Raw genomic sequence first — 12,409 nt, 5'->3', positions numbered from 1 at the left:
TCAATGGATTATGAAATATTCGTTAAGCGTATAGTAATTCACGGAATGATACACCTTGTGGCATAACGCATTTAATGCTTATTTTACTATGCTATGCAGTTGAGTAAGACAACATACTATGGTTAATCAATGAACAAAGAACAATTTTACGCGGACTTAAACCGCGATTTCAGTGCGTTAATGGCAGGTGAAACAAGTTTTCTGGCGACGCTGGCAAATACCAGTGCATTGCTATTTGAACGGCTTGAAGGAGTAAACTGGGCGGGCTTCTATCTATTAGAAGGCGACACTCTGGTACTCGGTCCATTCCAGGGGAAAATCGCCTGTGTGCGTATTCCTGTTGGAAAAGGTGTTTGCGGTACAGCGGTATCCACCAATAGCATTCAACGTGTAGAAGACGTGCATGCTTTTGATGGTCACATCGCCTGTGACGCTGCCAGCAACTCCGAAATTGTACTTCCATTGACGGTAGGTGGTGAGGTGATTGGGGTTCTGGATATTGATAGCACTGAGTTTGGGCGCTTCACACCTGAAGACCAAATCGGCTTATCTCAACTGGTAACGCAGCTTTCGCTGATGCTTACCGACACGGATTTTAAAAAATTCTTCACTCGATAGCATGATAAACAACGGATAACGTGGCATTTGCTGATAGCGTCATTATAATGTCGCCTGTTCATGCCTGCGGATTGTTGGCAACTCCGTTGTAATCAGGAAATTTCATGGAAAATCAACCCAAGTTGAATAGTAGCAAAGAAGTCATCGCCTTTTTGGCAGAGCGTTTCCCACAGTGCTTTAGTGCTGAAGGTGAAGCCCGCCCCCTGAAGATTGGTATCTTCCAGGATTTAGTCGCGCGCGTTGAAGGGGAGATGAGCCTTAGTAAAACTCAACTTCGTTCCGCGTTACGTCTTTACACTTCAAGCTGGCGTTACCTGTACGGTATCAAAGTCGGCGCAACCCGTGTGGATCTCGACGGCAACCCTTGCGGTGAACTCGATGAGCAACATGTTGAGCATGCTCGCAAGCAGCTTGAAGAAGCAAAAGCTCGTGTTCAAGCACAGCGCGCAGAACAGGCAGCGAAAAAACGCGAAGCGGCAATTGCTAACGGTGAAACCGTTGCTGATAAGCCTCGCCGTGAGCGCAAACCTCGTCCTGCACCGCGTCGCCCTGAAGCTGCAGAACGTAAACCACGTGCAGAAAAACCGGCTCCTCAGGCTCCGGTCGAAGAAAAACGCACTCCGGTTACGGACATTTCTGCTTTGCAGGTGGGTCAGGCAATCAAAGTCAAAGCGGGTAATAACGCGATGGATGCCACCGTACTGGAAATTACCAAAGATGGCGTCCGTGTACAGCTGACTTCTGGTATGGCAATGATCGTACGCGCAGAACACTTGCAGTTCTGAAACGGAGGCCAGACCCTGGCATGAACAAACTCTTTAAGCGTACGGCGGTCGCTAGTCTGTTGTTTCTTGCAGGTAGCGCACTGGCCGTCGAAAATATCACGCGTGCCGATCAAATCCCGCAGTTAAAGGAAGAGACTCAGCACGCTACAGTGAGTGAGCGTGTCACATCACGCTTTACTCGCTCGCATTACCGTCAGTTTGATCTGGATGAAAATTTTTCCGCAAAAATTTTCGATCGCTATCTAAACCTTCTCGACTATAGCCACAACGTACTGCTTGCCAGCGACGTTGAGCAGTTTGTGTCGCGCAAGAAGCTGATAGGCGATGAATTGCGCACCGGCAAACTGGACGTCTTTTACGATCTCTACAATCTGGCCCAAAAACGTCGTTTTGAACGTTATCAATACGCGTTGAAGGTGCTGGAAAAGCCGATGGATTTCACAGGGAATGACACTTTCAACGTTGATCGCAGCAAATCGCCGTGGCCGACCAGCGTTGCAGAGTTAAATACCCTGTGGGATAGCAAAGTTAAGTTTGATGAACTGAGCCTGAAGCTGACCGGAAAAACCGATCAGGAAATTCGTGAAACGCTGACCAAGCGTTATCAGTTCGCGATTCGCCGTTTGGCTCAATCCAACAGCGAAGATGTTTTCTCGCTGGCGATGACTGCCTTTGCCCACGAAATCGACCCGCACACCAACTATTTGTCGCCGCGTAATACGGAACAATTCAATACCGAAATGAGTTTATCTCTGGAAGGTATTGGTGCCGTGTTGCAGATGGACGATGACTATACGGTAATTAACTCGATGGTTGCGGGTGGCCCGGCTGCGAAAAGCAAAGCGATTACCGTCGGTGATCGCATTGTCGGCGTAGGCCAAACCGGTAAAGCGATGATCGATGTCATTGGCTGGCGTCTTGATGACGTTGTTGCGTTGATCAAAGGGCCGAAAGGCAGCAAAGTTCGCCTGGAAATCTTGCCTGCTGGCAAAGGCACCAAAACGCGCATCGTAACATTAACGCGTGAACGTATCCGTCTTGAAGACCGCGCAGTTAAACTGACAATTAAAACGGTCGGCAAAGACAAAGTGGGCGTGCTGGATATTCCTGGTTTCTACGTTGGCCTGACGGATGACGTCAAAGTTCAGCTGCAGAAAATGGAAAAACAGAACGTTAAGAGTGTGATTATTGATTTACGCTCTAACGGCGGCGGGGCATTAACCGAAGCTGTTTCACTTTCTGGTTTGTTCATTCCAGGTGGCCCTGTTGTTCAGGTTCGTGATAACAACGGCAAAGTGCGCGAAGACAGCGATACTGACGGTGTGGTGTATTACAAAGGCCCGCTGGTGGTGATGGTTGACCGTTTCAGTGCTTCTGCCTCTGAGATCTTCGCTGCAGCAATGCAGGATTATGGCCGCGCGCTGATTGTCGGCGAACCTACCTTTGGTAAAGGTACTGTTCAGCAATACCGTTCATTGAACCGTATCTACGATCAGATGTTGCGCCCGGAATGGCCAGCATTAGGCTCTGTGCAATACACCATCCAGAAGTTCTACCGTATTAATGGCGGCAGTACTCAGCGTAAAGGTGTGACGCCAGACGTCATGATGCCAACAGGTACTGAAGAGACAGAAACCGGCGAGAAGTTTGAAGACAATGCACTCCCGTGGGATAGCATTAACGCGGCGACTTACGTTAAGTCCGGCGACTTGTCTTCGTTTGAGCCGCAGTTGCTGAAACTCCATCAGGACAGAATTGCAGCCGATCCAGAGTTCCAGTACATCATGAAGGACATTGCTCGATTCAATGCCCTGAAAGAGAAGCGCAATATCGTCTCTCTGAATCTTGCTCAACGTGAGAAAGAAAACCAGGAAGATGATGCCACGCGACTGGCACGTGTTAACGATCGCTACAAGCGAGAAGGCAAAGCGCCGTTGAAGAAACTGGACGATTTGCCGAAGGATTATCAAGAACCTGATCCGTATCTTGATGAAACGGTACACATTGCGCTGGACCTTGCGAAAATGCAGCAAGATAAACCAGCCGAGCAACCGGCTCCTGCTAAGTAACCCCCAACGGGCACAAAATTTTGTGCCCGTTTTTTTTACCTCTATCAAGCCGCGTAAACCTACCTCTCCTTAAATGTAAAGTTATGTATTATTAACCACTTGGACACGATGAATGCTTGAAAATGGCAGGCTTGCCCCTACGATGTGGGGTAACGCAGAATGCGTATTTTTAACCGAGGTAAAAAGAAAATTATGATGCGTATCGGGCTTTTCCTGTTGACCAACCTTGCGGTCATGGTCGTTTTCGGGCTAGTGCTAAGCCTGACGGGGATCCAGTCGAGCAGCGTACAGGGTCTGATGATCATGGCGGTGTTGTTTGGCTTTGGCGGTTCAATCATCTCATTGCTGATGTCCAAATGGATGGCGCTTCGTTCAGTCGGTGGGGAAGTGATTGAGCAACCACGTAACGAAACTGAGCGCTGGCTGATGGAAACGGTTCGCCAGCAGTCACAGCAGGCGGGTATCGCCATGCCACAGGTGGCTGTTTACCATGCGCCAGACATCAACGCGTTCGCAACCGGCGCACGTCGTAATGCATCACTGGTTGCGGTAAGTACAGGCCTGTTGCAGAACATGAGCCGTGATGAAGCGGAAGCGGTTATCGCTCACGAAATTAGCCATATCGCGAACGGTGACATGGTCACGATGACCCTTATTCAGGGCGTGGTGAACACCTTCGTCATCTTCATTTCTCGTATCATCGCGCAGGTTGCCTCTGGCTTCTTGTCCGGAAACAGAGATGAAGGTGAAAGCAACAATGGCAACCCGTTCGTTTATTTTGCGATTGCGACAGTACTGGAGCTGGTATTCGGTATCCTGGCGAGCATTATCACGATGTGGTTCTCGCGCCACCGTGAATTCCATGCTGATGCCGGTTCTGCAAAATTGGTTGGTCGTGAAAAAATGATTGCCGCTTTGCAGCGCCTGAAAACCAGCTATGAACCGCAAGAGGCCAGCAGCATGATGGCGTTTTGCATCAATGGTAAGGCTAAGTCAATGAGCGAATTGTTCATGACCCACCCGCCGTTGGATAAGCGTATTGAAGCGCTGCGTAATGGTGAATACCTGAAGTAGGAATAAATTGAGTTAAAAAGGCGTGCCATCGCTGGCACGCCTTTTTTTATGCCTGTGGGAGTCGAGACTGAGACATCCGTAAGCTACTGACAATGGCGGCGACAGTGGCAAAACTGCCAGCCAGCAATAACGAGGCGTGCGTTCCGTGAGTGGTGAACAAATTAAACATCAGAGCTACCAAGGCCGCGCCACAACTCTGGCCGAGTAACCGAGCGGTGCCTAACATGCCGCTGGCACCACCGCTGCGGTGACGCGGAGCGGAAGAGATAATGGTGTGATTGTTTGGTGACTGGAACAAACCAAAACCGGCACCACACAAAACCATGCGCCAGATGATATCAATATCCGACGGGTTATGAGGCAACATGGCCAGCGCAAACAAACCGCTGGCCATCACGGCTAAACCAATCCCACCAAGCAGCCCCGCATGCACTCGTTCAATTAAATGTCCCGCAATGGGAGCCATGATCATCGTCGCAATCGGCCAGGGAGTGAGTAGCAGGCCGGTTTCCACTTCACTGCGTCCTAGCGTCGATTGTAGGAAGAAGGGGAGCGAAACCATGGCGAGCATCTGCGCCGCAAAGGAACAGACTGACGTCCCAATAGACAGCGAAAATATCGGAATACGCAGTAAATCGACTGGCAATAAAGGGAAGGGAAGAGTCAGTTGTCGGCGGACAAAGAAGAACCCGATCACGGCTAGCGCAGCCAGCTCTCCGAGAATCAGCCAACCCGATTGCCCTTGGGCAAAACCGCTTATCGCTGAGATGAGCAAACCAAACGTTAGAGCATTCATAATGGCGCTGGGTATGTCGAAGCGCTGGCCCTGTGATTTTTGTTGGTTTGGTGGCAGAAAACGCATGGCCAGGATGAGAGCAACGATGCCGATCGGAACGTTAATCAAAAACAACCATTTCCATGATGCAACCGACAAAATAGCGGCGGCAATAGTTGGCCCGGCAGCAGATGAAACGGCAACAATAAACGAGTTAATTCCCATACCACGGCCAAGGTACTTTTGCGGATAAATAAGCCGAATGAGTGCGGTATTAACGCTCATTAATGCCGCACCGCCAAACCCCTGGAGTACACGTGCAAATGTCAGCATGGGTAACGAATTTGATAACGCGCAAAAAAGGGAAGTCATGCAGAACAGAATTAATCCGCACTGATATACCCGGCGATAACCAAATATATCCCCCAGGAACGACATAGAAAGTAACGAAACAATTATCGCAATTTGGTAACTGTTCACAATCCAGATGGATTCTGCCGGGCTGGCATTAAGTTCTCGGGCAATGGTGGGAAGGGCGACGTTTGCGATTACGCCATCAAGTACGGCCATGGTTATACCTAACGCAATGGCTAAAATAGCACCATAGCGCTGCGGCAATGGCAGCCCATCAGCAAGGGTTTTATCCATAGGAATGTTTGACTTCACGAGGCAATATTCGAAGAGAAATAATAATAGCACTAAATTTACGGGATATGTCGCAGATTTGTAACGAAATAGAATAGATTCATTGCGATGACATGGTAGTCAACTTATACTAAAAACCGGTTCTGATTTTTATAAAACAAATGCGATCGAGGTGATTTAATGGCAATCGCAGATCTGGATAAACAACCTGATTCTGTCTCTTCTGTCCTGAAAGTTTTTGGCATCTTACAGGCTCTTGGCGAAGAACGCGAAATTGGTATCACTGAATTATCGCAACGCGTAATGATGTCAAAAAGCACCGTCTATCGCTTTTTGCAGACAATGAAATCCCTGGGTTATGTGGCGCAGGAAGGCGAATCCGAAAAGTACTCGCTGACGCTGAAGCTATTTGAGTTGGGCGCACGTGCGTTGCAAAACGTTGATTTGATTCGCAGTGCGGACATTCAGATGCGCGAGTTGTCGCGTCTGACTAAAGAAACCATCCACCTGGGTGCGTTGGATGAAGACAGTATTGTCTATATCCACAAAATTGATTCCATGTACAACCTGCGCATGTATTCGCGCATTGGTCGTCGTAATCCGCTCTATAGTACTGCGATTGGTAAAGTTCTGCTGGCCTGGCGTGACCGCGAAGAAGTGCGTGAAATTCTTGCTGATGTGGAATACACACGTAGCACTGAACGCACAATTACCAGCACTGATGAATTGCTGAAAGTGCTGGATACCGTTCGCGAGCAGGGCTATGGCGAAGATAATCAGGAACAAGAAGAAGGTCTGCGCTGTATCGGCGTACCGGTATTCGACCGTTTCGGTGTTGTCATTGCAGGGTTGAGTATTTCATTCCCGACATTACGTTTCTCTGAAGACAGACTTCATGAATATGTGGCGATGCTTCATGATGCCGCTCGTACTATTTCTGAACAAATGGGTTATCACGAATATCCATTCTGATGAAATAATCAACGCCGCGTAATAGCGGCGTTTTTCATTCAGCTTCTTTACTGACCGTTGTCGATAACTTCGGCACTTTTGCGCAATATCGGGCAATCAGTAAGCCCTATAATCCCGCTATTGCTATGTATAAACTGGGCTGTGGTTATATTTCGCGCAGTAAGATATTTGCACTGCAAACCCAGACCCGCAACATTTTCCTGGCTTCCAATCAGAACGCCGTATCCTGAGAGCAGCAAGCCTATCCACAGAAGCGCTATTATGATTATCGCGCGAATCACCTTACGCATATATGCCTCTTATTAATAGGTTAATAGACTGCTAAGCGTAACGGATGAGGTTGCTGTAGCAATATGATGATTCTTAAATAATATATGCGCTGATGTTACGCAATGTTTAAGATGCCTATGCCAAACTTATCTTTAAATTGTTACAAGGTGGAGAGAGTAGTGAGAAAGTACAGATGGTTCATTTTGGCTGCGGTTTTGTTCATCTGCCTGCTGCTGTGGACCCAAATGGTCAATGTGATGTGCGATCAAGATGTACAATTCTTCAGCGGCATTTGCACGATTAATAAATTTATCCCCTGGTAGTGTCTTTTTATCAGCAGGAGGCTTACCTTGTGCCGTGGCAAGTGTAGAATACGGGTTTTGCTGAGGTGGTAAGATGAACGAATTAAGTGTTGGCGCGTTAAATATCGCGTCTTTGACAGTGTCTCTGGTTGTTCTGATCATCGGTCTCGTGATTTGGTTTTTTGTTAACCGAGCGAGCAGCCGTACTAATGAGCAGATTGAGCTGCTGGAAGAGCTGTTGGATCAACAAAAGCGCCAGAATGCGCTGTTACGCCGTTTGTGCGAAGCGAACGAGCCGGAAGTTGTGAAGGAAGAAGTTGAAGCTGTTAAGAAAGAAGACGACGAAGAAGATGATTTTATTCGTCTGGTCGCTGAGCGCTAATCCAGGTACTCGCACCCCTGCTTTGATCCCTTAAAATCTCATCACCAATTCGACGGTTTTCGACATCTGGAACTCCATTTCGCGAAAACCGGGTGATGTGAGCCTGGGCTAAAAGAACGCTAAGATTCCCCGGATACATTTCATGAAGCTAACGCTGCAGGATGTTGTTCAATTTCTAGACTTATCGGAATCAATGTTTAAAACAGCCTAAAAATCCTAAAGCGATATTTAGCGCAACGCTAAGACGTTTATATTAGTTGATGAATATAGCGAAACGTTTTTATTGCTTCATTGTGAAGCAGCGTGTCATTAAACTTTCATTATTTTGGTGCAATATAAACAATTAATCGCTCAAGCTTTATTCACCCAGTCATTTCTCCTATTTAACTATCCAGACTTGTTGATTTTTTGGTACGACAACATTGTTCATTTTTTGAATAGCTATGCTAAAAAAATCATAAATATAATGTCACATCATCGAATTTTTGACACTTCGCCTGGACGAATAGATCTCTTTGGGCTATGGTAAAAACGTTGTTTACGTTCTTCAAACTAATGTCCGGAATCATCATTGTTCAATGTTAATTCTATGCATTTATTGTGCATTTCATTTTCATTAACAATAAGGGTTTCGGAATTTGTGCGACAGATCGATACATACCGAAAAATGGCTTGCCATTGATTGCGTAGTATGTGATAACACTTTGGGTTAAACGAGGTACAGTTCTGTTTATGTGTGGCATTTTCAGTAAAGAAGACCTGAGTAAACACGTTGTCGTTGAATACCGCTTCTCTGCCGAGCCTTATATTAGTGCCTCATGCAGTAATGTCTCTGTTTTAGCTAAGTTATGCCTGCGGGCGAAGAAAACAATCTAAGGAATTTTGCAAAATGGCAAAGATTAAAGGTCAAGTTAAGTGGTTCAACGAGTCTAAAGGTTTTGGCTTCATTACTCCTGCTGACGGCAGCAAAGACGTGTTCGTACACTTCTCTGCAATCCAGGGTAACGGCTTCAAAACTCTGGCTGAAGGCCAGAACGTTGAGTTCGAAATCCAGGACGGCCAGAAAGGCCCTGCAGCGGTTAACGTAACTGCTATCTAATTCCGTTGAATTAGACCTGGCGCGAATAACGCCAAATTCTGATAAAAGCCCCGCTCTTGTAGCGGGGCTTTTTCATGTTTGATACTTAATCATTGTTTTTCTAAGTGTTTCTGAATCATCTCGCCAGTTATGTCTTGTAGCAAAGCAGCGCATCTTGTAGCACTGTTCCTGTCTGGTTACTTTCCTCATTATGTTTAAATTTTCAATCGCTTAGTTGTCGTTAAGGATTGGATGTGAGAAAAATCGCTCCTGGAATCGTGGGGAATTTTATTCAGTGGCGTTTTGCTCTGCTTTGCATCGCTATCTTCATGTGTCTGGTGTTTTTGCTTGGAAGAGTCGCGTGGTTACAAATCATCTCGCCAGACAATCTGGTCAAGCAAGAAGACATGCGTTCCCTACGCGAAGAAGCCGTGGTTGTACCGCGTGGGATGATTGAAGATCGTAGCGGACGTCCATTAGCAGTAAGCGTTCCAGTTAAAGCTATCTGGGCCGATCCGAAAACGGTAATGGAAAAAGGTGGCGTTCAGATAAGCAGCCGCTGGCAAGCGCTGGCGACAACGCTAAACATGCCACTTAATGACATCGCCGCCCGCATTCGTCGTAATCCCGCCGATCGATTTATCTATCTCGCACGCCAACTCGACCCACAGCAAGCGCAATATATAGAGAGTTTGAAACTGCCTGGAATTTTCCTGCGTGATGAATCCCGCCGTTTTTATCCAGCAGGTCACGTCGCTGCGAATTTGCTCGGATTTACAAACATCGACGACCAGGGAATTGAAGGGGTTGAGAAGAGTTTTAATCGCCAGTTGACCGGTAAGGCGGGTGAAAGATTAGTCCGCAAAGACCGGCACGGCCACGTTATTGAGAATATAACGGAAACTGCAGCTACTCCTGCCCATAACCTGATGCTCAGTATTGATGAGCGTTTGCAAACTGTTACCGAAGATGCGCTAAGCAATGCCGTTTCATGGAATAAAGCTGAATCTGCCGCTGCCGTTATTCTGGATGTTAATACCGGTGAAGTACTGGCAATGGCGAGCTGCCCAACGTTTAACCCGAACAATCGCGAAGGCGCCACGCTTAACGAATTTCGCAATCGCGCCATTAGTGACACTTTTGAACCGGGTTCAACGGTTAAACCGATGGTGGTTATGACGGCTTTGCAGCAGGGGATCGTTCAACCCGACAGCGTAATAGATACCCACCCTTATATTATTGATGGGCATCGTATTCGCGACGTGGGTTACTACCCGCAACTGACGCTAACCGGTATTTTGCAAAAATCGAGCGACACGGGTGTGTCACGCCTTTCTCTGGCTATGCCTATTCAGAAACTACTGGATACTTACAAAAGCTTCGGCTTTGGCATGCCGACGGGGTTGGGCCTGACCGGGGAAAGTAGCGGCCTGCTACCGCATCGCAGATTTTGGGGTGAACTGGATCGCGCCACGTTTTCTTTCGGCTACGGTTTAATGGTCACGCCGCTGCAACTGGCCCACGTTTACGCCACTATTGGCAGCTACGGCATTTCCCGGCCGCTTTCAATCACGCGTGTTGATCCGCCCGTTGTCGGGCAACGAGTCATGTCGGAAGCTATTGCTCACCAAGTTGAACATATGATGGAAAGCGTTGCTCTGCCGGGCGGCGGCGGGGTAAAAGCAGCCGTGCGTGGCTATCGTGTGGCGATTAAAACAGGGACGGCGAAGAAAATTGGCGACGACGGAAAATATATCAATAAATATATTGCTTACACCGCAGGCGTTGCGCCTGCAAGTAACCCACGCTTTGCGCTGGTGGTGGTGATTAACGATCCTGAAAACGGCGCGTATTATGGTGGGGCGGTATCAGCCCCCGTATTCAGCCAGATAATGAGCGATGTTTTGCGACTGGAAAATATTGAGCCTGATGGTTTACCCGCCGGGAACGAAAATGTCACAGTGTTAAACAAGTCCTCTGGAGATAACTCCGCAGGTTAGTGGCTTTTCGAAACGGGGCGTTTAGCGTTACACTTGCGCCCTTTACGATTGCCCGGAGTTTCTATGTCTTATCTTTGCCCGCTATGTCACGCGCCCCTTGTTCCTGAAGGGCGGAGCTTTGTTTGCCCGCAAGGTCATCAATTCGATAAGGCAAAAGAGGGATATGTGAATTTGCTGCCCGTTCAGCATAAGCGTTCTAAAGATCCGGGTGATAGCAGTGAAATGATGCAGGCGCGCAGAGCTTTTCTTGATGCCGGGCACTATCAGCCGCTGCGCGATACCATTTGTCAGATTTTAGAACAGGCCGCGCCTGCAACATTGCTGGATATCGGTTGTGGGGAAGGGTATTACACCGCCGGGTTTGCGGAGATCGCCGCAAAACAAAATGGGACTACCTGGGGATTAGACGTCGCAAAAATAGCAATTCGCTATGCGGCAAAACGCTATCCGCAAGTACATTTTTGCGTGGCTTCAAGCCACCGTTTGCCCTTCGACGATAATAGCCTTGATGCCGTGGTGCGTATTTTTGCCCCGTGTAAAGCTGAAGAGTTAGCGCGAGTGGTTAAACCCGCCGGCGTTGTGATTACGGCAACCCCAGGGCCGCGACACCTGATGCAGCTTAAAGGCTTAATCTATGACAACGTGATGTTACACAGCGCGGAGTCCGAGTCTTTACCGGGGTTCATTGCCGAGCAAACGCAACAAATTGGTTGGCCGATGACGTTAAAGGGAGATGAGGCGGTGGCTTTGTTGCAGATGACGCCTTTTGCCTGGCGTGCTCGCTCTGAAGTCTGGCAAGCACTCGCGGCTGAAACGGCGTTCAATTGTGAGACAGATTTTGTGATTCGTGTCTGGCGTCGCGAAGATCAGCTCAAGGTGCTGAAATGACCGTAAAGAATCTGGCAGCCAATTCCTATTAGCACGACACCGCCGAGGATCTCGGCGCGTTTGCCCAGCAGTGGGCCGATAAAACGGCCTAGCATCATACCCAGCGTGGACATGATCATGGTCGCGCAACCAATAGCTAAAGCAGTTTCGATAATATTGACCTGCAGAAAAGCCAGACCCACGCCGACTGCCATGGCATCCAGACTGGTGGCGATTGCGGTGGTGACTAATAACCAGAATCCATGACGTTGAAGCTTAGGTGCTTCTTCATCATCGTTGCCGCGCACCCCTTCATAAATCATTCGAATGCCAAGAAACACCAGCAAGATGAAGGCAACCCAATGATTCCATTCCAGCACCACCTGGCTTGCCAAAAGCCCCAAACACCAGCCAATAAGTGGGGTGATTGTTTCGATGACGCCAAAGATAAGGCCAGTGCGTAATGCTTCTGAAAACTTAGGTTTATGGAGTGAGGCACCTTTCCCGATTGATGCAGCAAATGCATCCATCGACATGCCGAAAGCGAGAATAATTGTTGCGGAGAGATTCAT

Annotated in this window: 14 protein-coding genes; 11 read left to right on the top strand and 3 right to left on the bottom strand. The window is 48.1% G+C overall.

All coding sequences use genetic code 11. The features are described from left to right. Positions 1-129: 129 nt before the first annotated feature. The 4 genes from GBAG_RS11250 to htpX all read left to right on the top strand — a co-directional run bounded on the left by GBAG_RS11250 (position 130) and on the right by htpX (position 4,546). Positions 130-618 (top strand): GAF domain-containing protein, encoded by a 489-nt coding sequence (locus GBAG_RS11250; RefSeq protein WP_034495964.1) that lies wholly within the window; start codon positions 130-132, stop codon positions 616-618. A 104-nt stretch (positions 619-722) separates the two neighbouring features. Continuing rightward, positions 723-1,403, top strand: coding sequence for an RNA chaperone ProQ (proQ, locus tag GBAG_RS11245; protein WP_034495962.1), 681 nt, complete (start codon positions 723-725; stop codon positions 1,401-1,403). Positions 1,404-1,423: 20 nt separating this feature from the next. Beyond that, the gene (gene prc, locus GBAG_RS11240; protein ID WP_034495959.1) at positions 1,424-3,472 is read left to right on the top strand and encodes a carboxy terminal-processing peptidase; all 2,049 of its coding nucleotides are present in this window, start codon (positions 1,424-1,426) and stop codon (positions 3,470-3,472) included. Positions 3,473-3,664: 192 nt separating this feature from the next. Beyond that, entirely contained in the window at positions 3,665-4,546 is an 882-nt protein-coding gene (htpX, locus tag GBAG_RS11235; RefSeq protein WP_034496301.1) for a protease HtpX, read from the top strand. Positions 4,547-4,592: 46 nt separating this feature from the next. Here the strand turns inward: htpX and GBAG_RS11230 are convergent, their stop codons facing one another. Next, positions 4,593-5,969 carry an MFS transporter gene (locus tag GBAG_RS11230; protein ID WP_034495956.1) on the bottom strand — a complete coding sequence of 459 codons (1,377 nt, stop codon included), beginning with the start codon at positions 5,967-5,969 and terminating at the stop codon, positions 4,593-4,595. A 177-nt stretch (positions 5,970-6,146) separates the two neighbouring features. Between GBAG_RS11230 and kdgR the strand changes: the two genes are divergently transcribed. Continuing rightward, entirely contained in the window at positions 6,147-6,938 is a 792-nt protein-coding gene (gene kdgR / locus GBAG_RS11225) for a DNA-binding transcriptional regulator KdgR (protein WP_034495954.1), read from the top strand. Positions 6,939-6,985: 47 nt separating this feature from the next. Here kdgR and GBAG_RS11220 read toward each other — a convergent pair whose 3' ends face one another. Further along, a complete protein-coding gene (locus tag GBAG_RS11220; protein WP_034495952.1) occupies positions 6,986-7,228 on the bottom strand; it encodes a YobH family protein in 243 nt (80 codons plus the stop codon). Positions 7,229-7,387: 159 nt separating this feature from the next. On the opposite strand from GBAG_RS11220, the gene mgrB reads away from it, so the two are divergent. From mgrB to rlmA, 6 genes are all read left to right on the top strand, one after another. Further along, a complete protein-coding gene (mgrB, locus tag GBAG_RS11215) occupies positions 7,388-7,531 on the top strand; it encodes a PhoP/PhoQ regulatory lipoprotein MgrB (protein WP_034495950.1) in 144 nt (47 codons plus the stop codon). Between the two features lie 73 nt (positions 7,532-7,604). Beyond that, on the top strand, positions 7,605-7,892 hold the full coding sequence (locus GBAG_RS11210; RefSeq protein WP_034495949.1) for a YebO family protein: 288 nt from the start codon (positions 7,605-7,607) through the stop codon (positions 7,890-7,892). Between the two features lie 732 nt (positions 7,893-8,624). Next, on the top strand, positions 8,625-8,768 hold the full coding sequence (locus GBAG_RS22150; protein ID WP_072011169.1) for a DUF2627 domain-containing protein: 144 nt from the start codon (positions 8,625-8,627) through the stop codon (positions 8,766-8,768). 13 nt (positions 8,769-8,781) lie between these two features. Beyond that, a complete protein-coding gene (gene cspE / locus GBAG_RS11205) occupies positions 8,782-8,991 on the top strand; it encodes a transcription antiterminator/RNA stability regulator CspE (protein ID WP_001062678.1) in 210 nt (69 codons plus the stop codon). Positions 8,992-9,224: 233 nt separating this feature from the next. Continuing rightward, positions 9,225-10,970, top strand: a complete 1,746-nt coding sequence (ftsI, locus tag GBAG_RS11200) for a peptidoglycan glycosyltransferase FtsI (protein ID WP_034495947.1) — start codon at positions 9,225-9,227, stop codon at positions 10,968-10,970. 63 nt (positions 10,971-11,033) lie between these two features. Further along, positions 11,034-11,858, top strand: coding sequence for a 23S rRNA (guanine(745)-N(1))-methyltransferase (gene rlmA / locus GBAG_RS11195; protein ID WP_034495946.1), 825 nt, complete (start codon positions 11,034-11,036; stop codon positions 11,856-11,858). Here the strand turns inward: rlmA and mntP are convergent. Continuing rightward, a complete protein-coding gene (gene mntP, locus GBAG_RS11190) occupies positions 11,837-12,409 on the bottom strand; it encodes a manganese efflux pump MntP (RefSeq protein WP_034495945.1) in 573 nt (190 codons plus the stop codon). The two genes, rlmA and mntP, sit on opposite strands and share 22 nt — an antisense overlap.

Origin of the sequence: Buttiauxella agrestis ATCC 33320, from assembly GCF_000735355.1 — a bacterium.
Taxonomy (GTDB): domain Bacteria; phylum Pseudomonadota; class Gammaproteobacteria; order Enterobacterales; family Enterobacteriaceae; genus Buttiauxella; species Buttiauxella agrestis.
Note: the sequence above shows the minus strand (reverse complement) of the source record. Positions and strands in the feature narration are given on the sequence as shown.

Excerpts from the sequence above, each read along its gene's own strand:
- GBAG_RS11250 (WP_034495964.1), top strand. The coding sequence starts at position 130 with ATGAACAAAGAACAATTTTACGCGGACTTAAACCGCGATTTCAGTGCG.
- proQ (WP_034495962.1), top strand. The coding sequence starts at position 723 with ATGGAAAATCAACCCAAGTTGAATAGTAGCAAAGAAGTCATCGCCTTT.
- prc (WP_034495959.1), top strand. The coding sequence starts at position 1,424 with ATGAACAAACTCTTTAAGCGTACGGCGGTCGCTAGTCTGTTGTTTCTT.
- htpX (WP_034496301.1), top strand. The coding sequence starts at position 3,665 with ATGATGCGTATCGGGCTTTTCCTGTTGACCAACCTTGCGGTCATGGTC.
- GBAG_RS11230 (WP_034495956.1), bottom strand. The coding sequence starts at position 5,969 with ATGGATAAAACCCTTGCTGATGGGCTGCCATTGCCGCAGCGCTATGGT.
- kdgR (WP_034495954.1), top strand. The coding sequence starts at position 6,147 with ATGGCAATCGCAGATCTGGATAAACAACCTGATTCTGTCTCTTCTGTC.
- GBAG_RS11220 (WP_034495952.1), bottom strand. The coding sequence starts at position 7,228 with ATGCGTAAGGTGATTCGCGCGATAATCATAATAGCGCTTCTGTGGATA.
- GBAG_RS11210 (WP_034495949.1), top strand. The coding sequence starts at position 7,605 with ATGAACGAATTAAGTGTTGGCGCGTTAAATATCGCGTCTTTGACAGTG.
- GBAG_RS22150 (WP_072011169.1), top strand. The coding sequence starts at position 8,625 with ATGTGTGGCATTTTCAGTAAAGAAGACCTGAGTAAACACGTTGTCGTT.
- cspE (WP_001062678.1), top strand. The coding sequence starts at position 8,782 with ATGGCAAAGATTAAAGGTCAAGTTAAGTGGTTCAACGAGTCTAAAGGT.
- rlmA (WP_034495946.1), top strand. The coding sequence starts at position 11,034 with ATGTCTTATCTTTGCCCGCTATGTCACGCGCCCCTTGTTCCTGAAGGG.
- mntP (WP_034495945.1), bottom strand. The coding sequence starts at position 12,409 with ATGAATCTCTCCGCAACAATTATTCTCGCTTTCGGCATGTCGATGGAT.